This window comes from Pseudoselenomonas ruminantium (assembly GCF_900104055.1).
In the GTDB taxonomy this organism is placed as follows: Bacteria; Bacillota; Negativicutes; order Selenomonadales; family Selenomonadaceae; genus Selenomonas_A; species Selenomonas_A ruminantium_C.
Window position 1 is genome coordinate 12,955 of record NZ_FNJQ01000037.1, and the last position, 16,220, is coordinate 29,174.

General features: G+C 52.7%; 16 protein-coding genes. 13 read left to right on the plus strand and 3 right to left on the minus strand.

Annotated features, from left to right (window positions below; all coding sequences use genetic code 11):
* Positions 1-4: 4 nt before the first annotated feature.
* The 7 genes from sufB to BLQ59_RS13165 all read left to right on the plus strand — a co-directional run bounded on the left by sufB (position 5) and on the right by BLQ59_RS13165 (position 6,558).
* Positions 5-1,414 carry a Fe-S cluster assembly protein SufB gene (gene sufB / locus BLQ59_RS13135; RefSeq protein WP_074573311.1) on the plus strand — a complete coding sequence of 470 codons (1,410 nt, stop codon included), beginning with the start codon at positions 5-7 and terminating at the stop codon, positions 1,412-1,414.
* An 11-nt stretch (positions 1,415-1,425) separates the two neighbouring features.
* The gene (locus tag BLQ59_RS13140) at positions 1,426-2,262 is read left to right on the plus strand and encodes a SufB/SufD family protein (protein ID WP_074573312.1); all 837 of its coding nucleotides are present in this window, start codon (positions 1,426-1,428) and stop codon (positions 2,260-2,262) included.
* Positions 2,255-3,490 carry a cysteine desulfurase gene (locus BLQ59_RS13145; protein ID WP_074573313.1) on the plus strand — a complete coding sequence of 412 codons (1,236 nt, stop codon included), beginning with the start codon at positions 2,255-2,257 and terminating at the stop codon, positions 3,488-3,490. The genes BLQ59_RS13140 and BLQ59_RS13145 overlap by 8 nt, the downstream gene beginning before the upstream one ends.
* Positions 3,480-3,911 (plus strand): Fe-S cluster assembly sulfur transfer protein SufU, encoded by a 432-nt coding sequence (sufU, locus tag BLQ59_RS13150; protein ID WP_074573314.1) that lies wholly within the window; start codon positions 3,480-3,482, stop codon positions 3,909-3,911. The genes BLQ59_RS13145 and sufU overlap by 11 nt, the downstream gene beginning before the upstream one ends.
* 261 nt (positions 3,912-4,172) lie before the next feature.
* Complete coding sequence (locus tag BLQ59_RS13155) at positions 4,173-5,267, plus strand: HAD family hydrolase (RefSeq protein ID WP_081342577.1); 1,095 nt, start codon at positions 4,173-4,175, stop codon at positions 5,265-5,267.
* An 85-nt stretch (positions 5,268-5,352) separates the two neighbouring features.
* A complete protein-coding gene (locus BLQ59_RS13160; RefSeq protein ID WP_074573316.1) occupies positions 5,353-5,856 on the plus strand; it encodes a flavin reductase family protein in 504 nt (167 codons plus the stop codon).
* A 3-nt stretch (positions 5,857-5,859) separates the two neighbouring features.
* Positions 5,860-6,558 carry a Crp/Fnr family transcriptional regulator gene (locus BLQ59_RS13165; RefSeq protein WP_074573317.1) on the plus strand — a complete coding sequence of 233 codons (699 nt, stop codon included), beginning with the start codon at positions 5,860-5,862 and terminating at the stop codon, positions 6,556-6,558.
* A 44-nt stretch (positions 6,559-6,602) separates the two neighbouring features.
* Here BLQ59_RS13165 and BLQ59_RS13170 read toward each other — a convergent pair whose 3' ends face one another.
* Complete coding sequence (locus tag BLQ59_RS13170) at positions 6,603-7,397, minus strand: polysaccharide biosynthesis/export family protein (RefSeq protein WP_074573318.1); 795 nt, start codon at positions 7,395-7,397, stop codon at positions 6,603-6,605.
* 174 nt (positions 7,398-7,571) lie between these two features.
* Between BLQ59_RS13170 and BLQ59_RS13175 the strand changes: the two genes are divergently transcribed.
* From BLQ59_RS13175 to BLQ59_RS13190, 4 genes are read left to right on the plus strand one after another with little or no spacing between them, the layout of a single operon-like run.
* On the plus strand, positions 7,572-8,537 hold the full coding sequence (locus BLQ59_RS13175; protein WP_074573319.1) for a sugar ABC transporter substrate-binding protein: 966 nt from the start codon (positions 7,572-7,574) through the stop codon (positions 8,535-8,537).
* Entirely contained in the window at positions 8,537-9,871 is a 1,335-nt protein-coding gene (locus tag BLQ59_RS13180; protein ID WP_074573320.1) for a sensor histidine kinase, read from the plus strand. The genes BLQ59_RS13175 and BLQ59_RS13180 overlap by 1 nt, the downstream gene beginning before the upstream one ends.
* Positions 9,868-10,539 carry a response regulator transcription factor gene (locus BLQ59_RS13185; RefSeq protein WP_074573321.1) on the plus strand — a complete coding sequence of 224 codons (672 nt, stop codon included), beginning with the start codon at positions 9,868-9,870 and terminating at the stop codon, positions 10,537-10,539. The genes BLQ59_RS13180 and BLQ59_RS13185 overlap by 4 nt, the downstream gene beginning before the upstream one ends.
* Positions 10,536-11,831, plus strand: a complete 1,296-nt coding sequence (locus BLQ59_RS13190; protein ID WP_081342578.1) for an ABC transporter substrate-binding protein — start codon at positions 10,536-10,538, stop codon at positions 11,829-11,831. Before BLQ59_RS13185 ends, BLQ59_RS13190 begins: the two co-directional genes overlap by 4 nt.
* A 34-nt stretch (positions 11,832-11,865) precedes the next feature.
* Here the strand turns inward: BLQ59_RS13190 and BLQ59_RS13195 are convergent, their stop codons facing one another.
* Together BLQ59_RS13195 and BLQ59_RS13200 are read right to left on the minus strand one after the other, a co-directional pair.
* Positions 11,866-12,351, minus strand: coding sequence for a PTS sugar transporter subunit IIA (locus tag BLQ59_RS13195; RefSeq protein WP_074573322.1), 486 nt, complete (start codon positions 12,349-12,351; stop codon positions 11,866-11,868).
* Positions 12,352-12,493: 142 nt separating this feature from the next.
* The gene (locus BLQ59_RS13200; RefSeq protein ID WP_074573323.1) at positions 12,494-13,591 is read right to left on the minus strand and encodes a hypothetical protein; all 1,098 of its coding nucleotides are present in this window, start codon (positions 13,589-13,591) and stop codon (positions 12,494-12,496) included.
* 94 nt (positions 13,592-13,685) lie between these two features.
* On the opposite strand from BLQ59_RS13200, the gene BLQ59_RS13205 reads away from it, so the two are divergent.
* Positions 13,686-14,126 carry a metal-dependent hydrolase gene (locus tag BLQ59_RS13205; RefSeq protein WP_074573324.1) on the plus strand — a complete coding sequence of 147 codons (441 nt, stop codon included), beginning with the start codon at positions 13,686-13,688 and terminating at the stop codon, positions 14,124-14,126.
* 39 nt (positions 14,127-14,165) lie between these two features.
* Positions 14,166-16,079: a fructose-1,6-bisphosphatase gene (locus BLQ59_RS13210; protein ID WP_074573325.1), complete on the plus strand. Its 1,914-nt coding sequence runs from the start codon at positions 14,166-14,168 to the stop codon at positions 16,077-16,079.
* The last annotated feature ends 141 nt before the right edge of the window (positions 16,080-16,220 follow it).

Below are 16,220 nucleotides of genomic sequence, written 5' to 3' on the forward strand. Positions count from 1 at the left end.
GGCTATGGCAGAGAAGAAAAAAACTTATGTAGAGGATATCGAGCGTACCCTCTATGACATCAAGAATGCGGACCATTCGGTCTACAAATCCCATAGCGGCCTGACGCCGGAAATCGTGCGGGATATCTCGCAGCGCAAGCATGATCCGGAATGGATGACACAGTTCCGGCTGAAATCATTGGAAGTCTATGATTCTCTGGCCTTGCCAACCTGGGGGCCGTCGCTCGAAGAGCTCAATATGGACGATATCGTGACCTATGTCCAGCCCGATGCGAAGATGACGGGCAAATGGGAGGAAGTGCCCGAGGATATCAAGGATACCTTCGATAGACTGGGTATTCCCGAAGCGGAAAAGACTTCTTTGGGCGGTGTCGGTGCCCAGTATGATTCGGAAGTGGTCTATCACTCCATTCAGGAAGATATGGTCAAGCAGGGCGTTATCTACACCGATATGGAAACAGCGCTGCGGGAGCATGGTGATATTGTCCAAGAGTATTTCATGAAGCTCGTGCCGCCAAAAGACCATAAGTTTGCGGCCCTGCATGGCGCGGTCTGGTCCGGCGGTTCCTTTGTCTATGTTCCCGAAGGCGTGCATGTGGAAATGCCTTTGCAGAGTTATTTCCGCCTCAATGCCGCCGGGGCTGGCCAGTTTGAACATACGCTGATTATCGTCGAGAAAAATGCCAGCCTGCATTTTATCGAGGGCTGTTCGGCACCAAAGTACAATGTGACGAATCTTCATGCGGGCTGCGTGGAGCTCTTCGTCAAGGAAGGCGCGCGTCTGCGCTATTCCACCATTGAGAACTGGTCGCGCAATATGATGAACCTCAATACGAAGCGGGCGTTGGTGGAAAAGGACGGTCTGATCGAGTGGGTGTCCGGTTCCTTCGGTTCGCATATTTCCTGCCTCTATCCCTGCAGCGTGCTGCATGGCGAAAATGCCCGCTGTGAATTTACAGGTGTGACCTTTGCGTCCAAGGGGCAGAATCTCGACACCGGGGCCAGCGTTATCCATGCGGCACCGCATACGTCGGCGAATATCAATACCAGGACGATTTCCAAGGCGGGCGGCAAGGCAACTTACCGCAGTGCGGTCAAGGTTACGAAAAACGCGCCCTACGCCAAGTGTTCGGTCAACTGCGAATCCCTGATGCTTGATAATCTCTCCCGTAGTGATACGCTGCCGGTCATGGATATCGAGGGGGACGAGGCGGATATCGGCCATGAAGCCAAGATTGGCCGCATCAGCGACGAGGCCATCTTCTATCTGACCAGCCGCGGCATTGATGAGGAAGAGGCACGGGCTATGATCGTGCGTGGGTTTGTCGAGCCAATTGCCAAGGAATTGCCGCTGGAATACGCACTGGAAATGAACAATCTCGTGAATATCGAGCTTGAAGGTACGATGGGATAAGGAGGATACAGATGATCAGTGAAGAAATTTTTTCCGCCATTCCCATGCGCACCTGGCGGTGGCTGAATGTCAATGAAGTAAAGGTTCCGGCAGGCTTGTCTGCTGAAGTGAAAACGGAAAAGATCCTTGTGGAAGCCGGCGAAAGCAAAAGTGTCGTGCTGGACAGGAGAGAGCCTGGGGCGCTGGAAGTGCAGGCGCATATCGCAGATGGCGGTGAGCTGAACCTTATCTATGCCCAGCTGGTAGATGAGAAAGATGCGGCAGCGAGCCGTATCAAGGTCTATGTGGGCAAGGGCGCGAAGTTCAACTATACGACGGTGGAAGCCGGGGCCAAGCATACGGCAGCAGAACTTACCGTGGACATGGCCGGCAATGACAGTGTGGCCGATGTCTGGGGGCTGTATTTCGGCGATGGTGAGCGCAAGATCGACCTCAACTATATCATCCGCCAGCAGGGCCGGCGGACGGATGCCAATATGCAGGTGCGCGGGGCACTCTTAGGCGGTGCCGAGAAGACTTTCCGTGGGACGCTGGACTTCCTCGAAGGTTCCAAGGGTTCCGTGGGACGGGAGGACGAGGAAGTCATGGTCCTGTCTGACCATGTCCAGAATCGCAGCGTGCCCATCATGTTGTCCCATGAAGATGATGTGGACGGACATCATGCCGTGAGCATCGGCAAGATGGATGAGGGCAAGCTCTTCTATCTGATGAGCCGCGGGCTGGATCTGGCCGAAGCGCAGAAACTCGTAGTCGAGGCGAACTTCCAGCCAGTCCTGGACCGCATTGCAGACGAAGAATTGAAAGCAGAGATTGACGCTTATTTGCAGAGGAGGCTTTCGCATGGCTGATGCACAGGAATTTTTAAAGGATTTTCCCTTATTGAACCAGAAAATCAATGGCCGCAAGGTGGCCTATCTCGATAACGGCGCGACCACGCAGAAGCCGGAGCAGATGATCCAATCCATTTGCGGCTATTACGGCGGCTGCAATGCCAACCCCCATCGCGGGGCTTATGCGCTGTCCATCAAGGCTACGGATATCTATGAAGGTGCCCGCGAGCGCACGGCCAAATTCATCAAGGCCAAACGCCCGCAGGAAATCATCTTTACGAAGAATGCTACCGAGGCCTTGAACCTTGTGGCCTACAGTTATGGTCTGCATAATGTGGGTGCAGGCGATGAGATCGTGATTTCCATTTCCGAACATCACAGCAACTGCGTGCCCTGGCAGATGGTGGCCAAGGCCAAAGGCGCAACGCTTAAGTACATCTATCTTGAGGAAGATGGCAATCTGTCGCAGGAAGATATCGAGACGAAGATCACCGAGCGCACGAAAATCGTGGCGGTCACACAGGTTTCCAATGTCCTGGGGCTCAAGAATGATGTCAAAGCCATCGTGCAGAAGGCCCATAGCGTTGGTGCTGTCTGCGTGGTGGATGGTTCCCAGAGCGTGGCCCATATGGCTGTGGATGTCAGCGACCTCGATTGCGACTTTTTCGCTTTCTCCGGTCATAAGATGCTGTCACCGATGGGCATTGGCGTGCTCTATGGCAAGTATGAACTGTTGGATGCGATGGAACCCTTCCTGCGCGGCGGCGATATGATCGAGTATGTCGAAGAGCAGGATTCCACTTGGGCCGAAGTACCGGCCAAGTTCGAAGCTGGTACGCAGAATGTGGGCGGTGCGGCAGGTCTGGTCGCGGCCATTGACTATCTGGAGAAAATCTCGTTTGAGCGTATCGAGGCCATCGAAGCGGACTTGCTGAATTACGCCCTGCCGCAATTGCGCGAGCTGCCGTTTATTGAGCTGTACGGCTGCGATACGACGCGGGACAACAAGACGGGAATCATTGCCTTCAATGTCAAGGATGTGCATCCGCATGATGTGGCCTCCATTCTCGACAATGACGGCGTGGCCGTGCGGGCTGGCCATCACTGCGCTCAGCCACTGCACCGCTATCTCGGGCAGAACGCCACCTGCCGGGCCAGCTTCTATCTCTACAACACGCGGGAGGATGTTGATCGCTGGATTGAATCATTGAAGAAAGTAAGAGGTGTACTTGGGTATGGCGCTTGATGATGTGTATACGGAAGTTTTAGGAGAGCATAGCCGCAACCCTGACCATAAACATAAGCTGTCCTGTGCGACCTGTCAGATGAAGGGCAGGAATCCGAGCTGCGGCGATGAGATTACCATTGAACTGCAGGTGGAGGATGGACTGGTCAAAGAGGCCGCCTTTACCGGTGTGGGTTGCGCCATTTCGCAGGCCAGCACGGATATCATGGCGGAACTGATTCGCGGCAAGAGTGTCGAAGATGCCCGCCGGCTGGCCCATAAGTTCATCTCCATGATCAAGGGAGAACTGGTGGACGAAGACGAACTCGAAGAGTTGGACGAAGCCTTGGCGCTCAAGAATGTAGCTCATATGCCTGCACGGGTGAAATGTGCGGTATTGGCCTGGCATACCTTAGATGATGCCCTCAAGGAACAGAAATAAGCTTATTTGTGTATGAATCAGCAAGTTATCCACAAAATATGGTGGATATCCATGGCAAAACTGTGGATAACTCACCTGTTTTGTGGATTTTTTGTGTATAAAGATGAGTTACCAGCCAGCGGAGCAGTCGTTCCGCCCGCAAAATATGCACCTGCCGCCATGGGGATAAAGTGGTTTTTGTGCTATAGCAGGAAAAAGAGCAGATTTGGAAGAAAATATAAATGTTGGTGTTTTGTTTGACTTATAGAAGGGGAGGATATCATGAAGAAAAAGATCTTGTCAGGACTTTTGGCTGGGGCGTTGGTTTTTGGCTTTTGGGGGAGTGCTGATTATGCGCAGGCGGCCAGCCGGGCGGAACTGGCGGCCATCAGTGTGTCGACGGCCAGCGATTTCAAATATTGGCAGCCCAATTCGCCGACCAAGGCGAAGTTGGTGAAGTTCGTGGAAGAGGCAGTGAATCCGCAGAGCAAGAATTACATCCCGCCAGAGGCGCGGATTGCTACATTCGATCTGGATGGCACACTTTACTGTGAGACGGCACCTTATTATTTCCAGGAAATGATGTTCCTGCATCGCGTGCTGGAGGACAAGAACTATCAGCCTACGGAAGAGATGGTGGCAGTAGCCAAGGAAGTGCAGCCGTTGATTCTGGGGAAGAAGCCGATTCCGAAGGATCTCAATGCGAGAATGGGCAAGGTGCTGCATCAGTCCTATGCGGGGATGACGGCTGATGAATATGCGGCTTATGTCAAGAAGTTCATGGAGACCAAGGAAATCGGGCTGACGAACCTCAAGCGTGGCGAAGCTTATTATCTGCCGATGGTTGAGGTGGTTTCCTATCTGCGCCACAATGGCTTCACGGTCTATATGGATTCGGCCTGTGAGCGCGAAATACTGCGTTGCCTCGTGGAAGGGGTACTCGATGTGCCGCGGGACAAGATGATTGGTTCTAATGTGCATTATGTGACCAGCAAGCAGGGAAATGATGCCCCAGATCATCATTTCTTTGACCGTCATACGGAAAAAGTGGTCCGTTCCGGTGTCTTTGCCGGGGAAAACGGCCAGAGCAACAAGATCTTCAGTATTTTCTACGAGATTGGCAAGCAGCCGGTGCTGGCTTTCGGCAATTCCACCGGTGACAGCGGCATGCTGGAATATACCTTGCAGAACAATCCGTATCCGAGTGCGTCCTTCTTCGTGCTCTGCGACGATACCGAGCGGGAACTGGGGAATCCGGCCAAGGCGGAAAAGCTCAAGAAATTGGCCGATGAGCGCGGCTGGGACACCATTTCCATGAAAGACGAGTTCAAGACCATCTATGGTGACAAGGTGAAGCTTGCGAAGAAAGCCAAGTAAGGAAAACTGGATTTTTAGAGGCAGATAGGGTAAAATTAATTTATTAAAATTAATTTTACCCTGTTTTACAGAGAGGATGAATTTAATGGCAGTAAAAGAGATTCGCCCGGATGATTTCAACGAAAGTGTATTCAAGGTAATCGGCAAGGACTGGCTGCTGCTGACCGGTGAAGCAGACGGCAAGAGCAATGCGATGACCGCTTCCTGGGGCGGTATGGGCATCATGTGGGGTAAGCCCGTGGCCTATGTCTTTATCCGTCCGTCCCGCTATACGAAGGAATTTGTGGATAAGGCCGACGGCATGACGATTTCGGTATTTGGTGAAGACCGCCGTCAGATGATGAACTACTTTGGCACGGTCTCCGGCCGCGATGAGGATAAGATTGAGAAAGCTGGTCTTACGGTCAAGCATGACAATGGCCGCACTTACTATGATGAGGCCCGCGTGACCATGCTCTGCCGCAAGCTCTATGCGCAGGAACTCAAGCAGGAGTGCTTTATCGACAAGGCAGCAGATGAACGCTGGTATCAGGACGACTATCATACGATGTATATCGTTGAAATCGAGAAAATTTTGGTACAGGAGTAAGCTATGGCAGGTGAAGCCAAGGAAAAACTCATTCTCCTGCTGAAAAAGTGTTCACTGGCTCAGGGCATGAGCGACGAGGAAGTGCGGGAACTTTTGGCCTCGGCACAGGTGAGTCTGCGGGAATATCCCAAAGGAGAAATTGTCTTCCATGAGGGCGATACACCGCATTCTCTCTATATCCTGCTCGCCGGAGAAGTGCATATCCTCAAGGATACCTTCTCGGGGCGGCGGATTTTCCTGTCGGAAATCAATGAGCCTGGGGATATGTTCGGGGAAGTCTATGAGGTATTGAAGCAGCCCTATGATATGTATGTGGAGACGGTCACGCCTGTGCGCTTACTGGAGATATCCAGCAAGCTGTTCACCTGGGATGCGGGCGGCGAACTCAGCCGCAGCGCGTTGAAGATCCAGCGCAACCTCATGCGCATCTTTGCCCGCAAGGCTTACTTCATGCACAACAAGATCAAGGTGCTGGCCAGCGGTTCCCTGCGGGAAAAGATCGTGCGCTTCCTGTTTCTTGAACTGCAGGGCAAGCGTGAACTGGAACTTACCGGCAGCCGGGAATTCATGGCTGCGTATTTGGCGGTCACGCGCCCGTCGCTATCCAGAGAATTATCCGCTATGCAAAAGGATGGGATACTGCAGGTGGAGGGAAAAACAATCAAAGTGCTGGATATGGAGCGCTTTGAAGAATATCTGTAAAATAAAACGCAGCCGCTGTTTGCGGCTGCGTTTTTGCACGTAGTTTAGTCTACGATTGCTTTATAATAAGTATAAGCCTGGAAGAACGGCAGGATATCTTCCTTCCACTTGATGCCATTGGATTTTGGTACGTAGACAATGTCACCATCCTGCAGGGCGACGTTCTGCGTAAGATCATGATGGCGGATGAAGGCCTTCATGTTCAGTTGGCGGTAGTACATGGTATTATCGATTACCCGGATAACCTGTACGCGGGTACTGCGCCCGCGGTTGCTGAAACCGCCGGCCGCGGTGATTGCCGCGTAGGCATTGAGATTGTCGATATTCATATCCTTGATGCCAGGGCTGTTTACGGAGCCCATTACATAGACCTTGCGGGCACCGTAGCTTTTCATGGAAACGACGATGCTGGGGATCTTGATGTATTGGGACAGTTTTTCCTTGATGACTTCGCCTGCTTCTTCAAGCGTCAGGCCTGCCAGTTTTACGCCGCCTACGTAAGGAAGCGTAGCATATCCGTCCGGGCCGACGACGATCACATCACCATTGCTGTCCGTGGAACCCGTGCTGTAGCCGATACCATTAGGAAAGCCCAGAATGCTCAGCTGAATCACATCGTATTTGGTCAGACGATATTCGCTGGTCAGCTGATCGCGGTGAAGGCTGGCGGTTTTAAAGATGTTATTGGCTTCAACATATCCGTTGACTACCGGCTGGACAGTTTCCGTGGACGGGACCTCGATTTTATTGGCGCCGGTCCCCGTGACTGCGGCTTCTGCCGGAACGACGGTGAAGAGCGCCAGCGCTGTCAGCAGGCTGCAGAGAATCGTTTTTTTCACAGTAACAACACTTCCTTTATGGATATCTCGCATTAATAAGTCAATTTCAACTATTTAATTATATCGAAGCCAAGAGGCATCGTCAACAGCAAGGATAGGCAAAATTGTCTGAGGGTGCTATAATTTGAACTGTATTATGGAAGCTGTTGACGGAGAAAGGCGGAGTTTGGCGGTATGGAACGAGGCGAGCGGCTCTTTTGGAGCGTGATGGGGGCCTTGACGATTTTTTTGACGGGGCTGATCATGTGGCAGATCATGCAGACCGATTTTTCCCTGCGGCAGACGGAGCATCGGCGCAAGTTCGGGGCGGTGTATATGACACTGAACAATCCCTTCTATGAGATCGTGGATGAGGAAATCCGCATGGAAGTGGAAAAAAGGGGGGATGTCCTGCTCTCCCGCGATCCGGTCCTGTCGGTGGAGAGGCAGGAAGAGGCTATAAAGGAACTCATTGACAGCGGTGTGGAGGTTATCTTCATCAACCCCGTGGATTCGCAGCGCATTGGTCCTGCCTTGCAGCTGGCGAAGGAGGCGCATGTGCTGGTGATTGCCATCGACACCAATGTCGAGGCTGAGGATTATGTCGCGACTACGGTGGTGTCGAATAACTATCTGGCCGGGCAGCAATGTGCACAGCACCTGTTGGCGCATGCCACTGGAGGCAATATCGCGCTGCTCAAGCATTCCGAAACGCGTTCGTCGGTGGAGCGTATCCAGGGGTTCCTCGATGGACTGAACGGCAATCCGGCTTTTAAAGTGGTGGCGCAGGCTGAGTGCCAGGGGCAGTTGGAACAGGCCATGCCTGCCATGCAGGAAATGTTGAAGCGTCATCCTGACATCAATGTGGTGATGGCCCTGAATGATCCTGCAGCTATGGGGGCCATGGCTGCGCTGCAGACTGTAGGCCGGCTGGATCAGGTGCTGGTTTATGGGGTGGATGGCGTGCCGGAGACCAGGGAAATGATCAGTCAGGGCCACATGATTGCTACGGCAGGACAGTCACCCCGGGCAATCGGCCGGCAGGCAGTAGAGCAGGCCTATAAGCTGCTGGCCGGGGAGCAGGTACCTCGGATATTCCAACTGCCCACACAGCTGTTGGACAAGGAAAATATCAATACGGATATGGGAGGTTGGGACTGATGACGGAGGCCTATACGCCGGAGGAACGGCGGCTGGAATGGCTCTACGGCCTGTTAGGACTCTATAATGGGCTGGTGGTCCTGCTGATGGCAGGCTTTATGAGCCTGACACAGGAAAAGATCATCACGACCATGTCTGCACATGCGTTCCTGACCACATTGCCCATTGTCCCATTGCCGGCGTTCAAAGGTTTTCTGGCCTCGGTAGGGGCCTATGCGCTACTGCTGCTGTTAGGGAAGCTCTACCGGCATGGGGGAATAGCCAGCGGTCAGCGGCATCTGGTCTTTGCGGCGGAAATCGGTGTTTGTATGCTATTGATGCGCAGCCTGAATCTCGCCTATGATGGTGTGGTGCTGTTGGCCGTTGCAGACCTTATGCACCGCTATCAGGGCGAGAATCAGAGCTGGCTGCTGCTCGGAGCCATGCTGGGGCTTTATTTCATGGCCAACTATAATCTGGCCATTTTCCAGCGCCATGTGGCCCCCTTTGATGTCTATGCCGCCTATTACCGGCCAGAGGTACAGTCGGTGCTGCTGGCCATCAAGAACGGCCTGATTTCCCTGAATATCGTGCTGTTCGTGCTCTATCTGGTGCTGCTCGTGCAGAGCAAGCATCATGAGAAGGAACGCATTGCCAGCCTCAACAAGCAGCTGGAGGAGGCCAATGTGCGTCTGCGGGCGTATGCGATCGAGGCCGAGCGCACGGCAGAAACCCGTGAGCGCAACCGTCTGGCACGGGAGATCCACGACACGCTGGGGCACACGCTGACTGGTATCGTGGCCGGGTTGGATGCCTGTCTGGTGCTGGTAGATGCAGCGCCGGGCGCGGTGAAGAAGCAGATGGAAAAGATCCGGGCGACAGCGCAGCATGGCATTGTGGATGTGCGCCGTTCGGTGAAGAAATTGCGGCCAGATGACTTGGAGAAGATGCCGCTGAAACAGGCTGTGAAAAAGGTCATTGCCGAGTTTGGTGCCTCTTCCGGCGTGGACATTCATCTGGTGGAACTGGGGTGGCCGGAAAAACTGCGGGAGGATGAGGAGGAAGTCATCTACCGCATCGTGCAGGAAGGCATCACCAATGCCCGCCGCCATGGCAAGGCGGACAAGGTCACCGTTACCTGTGGTCTCGAACCGGGGCGGTTCTATATCATCATTGCCGATAACGGGACCGGATGCGAAGCGCCGCAACAGGGGTTTGGCTTGCGCCATATGGAGGAAAGGCTGGCCTTGCTGCATGGGCGCCTGCGTTATTGGAGCGACAATGGCTTTACGCTGGAAGCCACGATTCCAATGGGGAAGAATGTAATGGATAATAATGGGGAGGATAATGGATGATCAAGGTGTTTATCGCTGATGACCAGGAACTGATTCGCGAGAGTCTGAAAATCGTCCTGGATCAGAATGAAGATCTCGAAGTGACGGGGGTAGCTGAAAACGGGCAGATTCTCATGGAGATGCTGGCCCAAGAGCAGCCGGATGTGATCCTGATGGATGTGCGCATGCCGGAACTGGATGGGGTGGAGGCCACGCGGGAGGTCAAGCGCCTTTATCCTGCGGTGAAGATCATCATCCTGACTACCTTTGATGATGATGAATATGTATTCAATGCTCTAAAATATGGCGCCAGCGGGTATCTCCTGAAAGGTGTTTCGGTGCCGGAGCTCACAGGTGCTATCCGTACGGTGGTGTCCGGCGGGGCCATGATCAATCCGGGGATTGTCACTAAGGTCGTCAAGTTCTTCAATCAGATGGCTCAGGGCAGCAGTGCTGTAGAAACCAATAGCGCGGCAGAAGGGCTGAGCCGTACGGAGCGCAATATCGCTCATCTGGTGGGGCATGGCCTGTCCAATAAAGAGATTGCGGAAAAGCTCAGCCTTTCCGAAGGTACGGTGCGCAACAGCCTGTCCAGCACCTTGTCGAAATTAGGGCTGCGGGACCGTACGCAGCTGGCCATCTGGGCGGTACAGACAGGCGTGGCGGCTGCTGAGGTGGATGTATCGTGAAGCGTGGATTTGCCCTTTACTTAGCGTTCCTGCTGTTTATGACCTGTTTTTTGGGCTGGTATCTGACGCGCCCGAAAGTGCTGACGGTAGGACTTTTTGCGGGCAGCAACTGGAATGTGCCGGAGGGTGATTCCTATGCCTTGCTGGAAGAGGCAATCAAGCGTTTTGAGGCAGAGCATCCCGGCGTGACCGTCAAGTATGTCAGCGGCATCCGCAAGGATGATTATTCCGAATGGCTGGCAGAGCGGCTCCTGAAGGGCGAAGAGCCGGATATCTTCGTGGTACCCGGAGAGGATTTCAATCTGTATGCCTCCATCGGGGCCCTGCAGCCACTTGACCGGTCCATGAATGGCGATGAGTCGTTCGATCCGTCGGTATATTACCCGCGTGCGCTGGATTACGGCCGCTATCAGGGAATCAGTTATGCTCTGCCTGTGGGAGCTGTGACCACGTTGATGTTCGTGAACAAGACCTTGTTGGCCAAGGAAGGGATTCCCATTCCGGCGAATAACTGGACCTGGCAGGATTTCCTGCAGATCTGCAAGGCGGTGACCAAGGATACGGATGGCGACGGCCGGCTGGACCAGTTCGGGGTATATGACTATACCTGGCGTAAGGCTGCGCTGACCAATGACGTGCCAATCTTTGCCGAGGATGGGCGCAGTGCAGATTTTTCCGGGCCGCATATGGAAGAAGTCATGCGTTTTATGGCGGAGCTTCATGCTGTGAGCAAGGGGCAGGAAGTGACGGCCAAGGATTTCGATATGGGCAGGGTAGCCTTCCGCCCCTTTTCCTTTGCCGAGTATCGCACCTACAAACCTTATCCCTGGCGCATAAAGAAATACAGTTCCTTTGAATGGGACTGTATTAAATTGCCGGCAGGTCCTTCAGGCGGCAATGGTTCCATCATGCAGACCATGCTGGTGGGTATCAGTGCCCGCAGCAGCGAGCAGCGCCTGGCCTGGGAACTACTGAAGACCATCTGCTATGATCCCGTCATTCAGGAGATGGTACTGACGAAATCGCAGGGGCTTCCCGTGCGCAGGGATGTGGTGGAGTCGGCTAGAGCGCAGGAGTTGTTCACCAACTCTACGCCGGGCAGCGATGAGATGAATCTCAAGACGGTCAGTGAGGTCATGGCCGATTCCCTGACAGAACCGAAGTTCCCGAGATATAAGGAGGCCATGAATCTGGCAGATAACCGGCTCTTTCACGCCGTACAGGAAAATTCATCCCTTAGCAATGCCCTGAGTCAGGTACAGAAGGAAATCAATATATATCTACAGCGATAAGGATATGAAAAAAGCCGCCAACAGGCGGCTTTTTTCATACAGCTAGTGCATATTGCAGGACTTCATCACTGCCGGCCGATACTTCACAGCCAGCGGAACGTGTCTTGAGGTTCGATACCTTATCATAATTGACTACCAACACCGGGGAGATCATGTTGATGGAATTCTTTTTGAGCACATCCAGGTCTACTTTGATGATGGGGGTGCCGGCTTTTACCCGGTCGCCGGATTTCTTGAGCGCCGTAAGGCCTTCACCGTTCAGGATGATGCTGTCCAGACCGATATGTACGAGAATTTGGATGCCATCGTCGGTAGTGATGGCAAAGGCATGCTTCGTGTCGAAGAACAAGGAAATCACGCCATCACAGGGCGCCAGAACTGTGTCGCTGTTCAGCTCAATAGCCAGACCGTCGCCTGTGAGTTTTTCAGCAAATACAGGATCGGGGACAGAGGCCAGTTCCATAGTCTTTCCGGAGAATGGTGCCAACAGCACCTGGCACAGTGATTTTGCTGTCGTCATAGTATCGAGCCACCTTTCCACATAGCATAATTGTATAGTTCATAAGTTAATTGGTTGTAGTTGCGAATTTTCACACAAGTTCTATAAATTCATTTTACTACGAAATGGGAATAAGTCAAGGGAAACTGTAAAGAATCAAAGGTCAGGGCAGGTTCGGGATATTCTTGCTGATAGCCGTATGGCGGATGATATCCTGTACTCGCAGATCGATGGCCAGTTCCTGCTTATGCAGGGTTTCGGCCGTGGCAAATTCGGCAGGACTGTCCTCGCGCAGTCCCTTGATATAGTGCTGCCAGGCCTTGATGCTGGTTTCCGTGGACTGCTGGCGCTGGCGGGCCAGATATTGGGCGCCGGCGGGGACCTCTATCGCATCCAGCTTCGTCTGGCGTTCCTGGAGTGCCGGGATGATATCGTCCTCAATTAGAGCGGCTATCGTTTGTTTCTGCTGTTTGGAGAGATGGCCGGTCTTCGAGCTGTTCAGCCGTTTGAAGTGGTTCTGGAACACTTCGAAGTTCTCATTGCTGTCGCTGACGATTTTTTTCGTGGCGTCGATATAGTCGGCAATATCCTTGTTCTGCAGGGGGGATATCTTATCGAGGTAGGCTTTATAGTTCTTGATATAGGCTACCTGCCAGTGTCCATCCTCGGCCTGTTCCATGGCTAGTTGCAGGGTGAAGGGCGTCTGGGTGTAATCCTCCAGGATTTCCACATCTGCCGTGGCACTGCGGCCATTATGTTCCACTTTGCCTACTTTTACGAGAGTGGTGTTGCGGATCTGGCTGCGCTCGATAAAACGCTCAAAGTCGATGCCGAGCTGGCGCCCCTTAAGGATATCCGTGCCTTCCGGCAGGTTCCAGCTGCCGCTGCTGATACGCCCCAAAGCGGCGTTCTCCATGCCCTCTGCCAGCTGTGGTTTGATCATGATATAGAATTTTTCAAACATGGCCTTGGTCTTCGGTGTTAGTTCAGAATCATAGGCGAAAAGGTCGACCGTCAGGTCATCGTAGGCTCGGGAGGAAAGCAGTTCTGCATTCACATAGTGTTTGAAGGCGGCTTCATCTTGTTTGGCGATGGCCGTCTGGAGCTGCTCCAAGGCATACTCCGGGGTGCGGATGTAGAAAAAGAAATACCAGACTGTTGCGCCAATCAGGGCGGCCAGCAGGAAAAAGACCAGATACAACCGCCGGTGTTCCCGCGCCCGCCGTGCCCGCAGACGCTGTTGCCAAGTATAATCGTCCATTTGCGTTATCTCCGTTCATTAAAGTACCCTAATTATACTCGATATGGTAAAATAAGTCTACAAATCGAGCAGACTAAGGAGTTAAAACGCAGCAATGAAATGGGTTAATCATGAAATCGTAACTGGTGTAATTGTATATGGGGCTACAGCAGATCCCCTGGCCACGGTCTTTTCCATGGCTGGTGCCATCTTTCCGGACAAAGTAGAAGGGCGTCCTGGGGCAAATTATTGGAGCTGGCGGGCCAAACATCGGGGCTGGTCACATTGGCCAGTTATCTATATTGCCATCTATGCCCTGATGCAATTGGGATTTTTGCCGCAGGGGGCTGAGGCCGAACGGGGTGTATCGTTTATCTGCATCGGTGCCTTGCTGCATATTGCGGAAGATGCCGTCTGCGGCAAAGTGCCGTTCCTGTTTCCTTGGCAGAAGGTGGGGATAAAACTTTTCAAGGTGGGTTCGGTCACGGAATATTTGTTTGCCATGGCTTTAGTTATCATAACCTATATCATTCACGCTCAAACTATGATAAAATAAAGACAAATAAATATAAATAATACTACGGGGGCGGTAAAGATGGTACGTGGTGCAGCAGTTAAGGGTAGACCGAATAAGATTATGCGGTTATTGGCAGAGAAGTATCCGACCAAGGAGGCTGTATATGAGCAATTGATCTATTTGCAGTCGCGTCTGTCCCTGCCCAAGGGCATCGAACACTTCATGAGCGACCTGCATGGTGAATATGCGTCCTTCTTTCATATTCTCAACAATTGTTCCGGGGTTATCCGGGAAAAGGTGGACTACGTTTTCGGTGAACGGCTCAGTGAGGAGGAGAAGGCGGAGTTCTGTACGCTGATCTATTATCCCAAGGAAAAGATTGAGCAGATAACGAGTGCCCATAAGAATACGCCGGAGTGGTATCGGCAGAATCTGTCACAACTGCTGGAACTGTCCAAGCTCATGAGCTATAAGTATCCAGCCTCCAAGGTCTATGGCTTTATACCCAAACGGTATGAGTCGGTCATCGTGGAGCTTATGAATACCCGGCCAGAGGCGGACAATGCGCAGTTTGTCTATCATAAGCGGCTGCTCAACACCATCGTGCAGATTGACAGCGGAGCGGACTTCATCGAGGCATTCACGGTGCTCATCAAGCGGCTGGCAGTAGACCGGCTGCATATTGTCGGTGATTTCTTCGACCGGGGAAATCGGCCTGATGCCATCTTGAACCTGTTGATGAAACATCCCTCGGTGGATATTCAATGGGGCAACCATGATGTGCTTTGGATGGGGGCGGCACTGGGCAATGAAACCTGCATTGCGGCGGTGGTGCGCAATTCTTTGCGTTACAATAATACAGACGTGCTCGAACGGGGCTATGGCATCAGCCTGCGCCCTCTGACCACCTTTGCTTCCCGCAGCTATCCCGATGCCAATCCCATCAAGGCCGCGGAAAAGGCCATCACGATGATGATGTTCAAGCTGGAAGGCCAACTTATTCGCCGGCATCCGGAATATCAGATGGACAGCCGGCTGCTTCTCGATAAGATTGACTTCCGTTCGTCCCATGCGGTGTTGGGCGATGGCAAGCGCTATGAACTGGAGAGCGCTTATTTCCCCACGATTGACGAGGATAGCGTTGATCCCTATCAGCTGACGGAGAAGGAAGCGGACATTATTGCGGACTTGAAATCGTATTTCCTGGAAAGTGCGGTATTGCAGCAGCATGTGGATTATCTCTATCAGAAGGGCAGTCTCTATACCCGCTATAATGGCAATCTGCTGTTCCATGGCTGTGTACTGCTCAATGAGGATGGTACGATGCGATCTGTGTCCTATGGCGGGCAGGAGCTGAAAGGCCGTGCCTGGTTTGATTACTGCGACCGCATGGCCCGGGAGGCTTATCTGCATCATACGGCGAGTGCGGTGGATTTCATGTATTTCCTCTGGTGCGGACGGCTGTCGCCAGTGTCAGGGCGTGAATTCAAGACCTTTGAGCGGGCTTTTATTGCCGATGAAAGCACGTGGAAGGAACCTTCTGATCCCTATTTCAAGTACATCAACAGCGAAAAGACTTGTGCCATGGTGTTACGGGAGTTTGGCCTTGATCCAGTGAAAGGTCATATTATAAATGGGCATGTGCCGGTCAAGGTGAAGAAAGGTGAAACACCGGTAAAAGCGGGCGGCAAGGCCATCATCATTGATGGCGGGTTCTGTAAGGCCTATCATAGCAAGACGGGAATCTCAGGATATACCCTGATTTCCAATTCCCGCGGACTGCGCCTCTTGCAGCATCAGAAGATTGCTGATGTAAGAGAGGCATTGAAGGAGAACCACGATATCGAATCAGTGTCAGAGACTGTGGAACTGCAGGCCTGTCGGACGACGCTCGGGGATACGGATGAAGGGAAGCTCATACAGGATGAGATTACCGACCTATATAATCTGCTGCTGGCATATCAGAACGGGTTAATCAAACCGCAGGAATAGAGCTTGGCAAAACTCATCCTGCGTCAAGTTTCATGAAAATTGCAGTTTGTTGGGCAGTTCGTGCTGAAGGTATCCCGTTCATACGTTGTCAGGGGTTCACGGGGGAGTACTTTTGCTGTTTCCGCTAAACGTCCCTCCCTG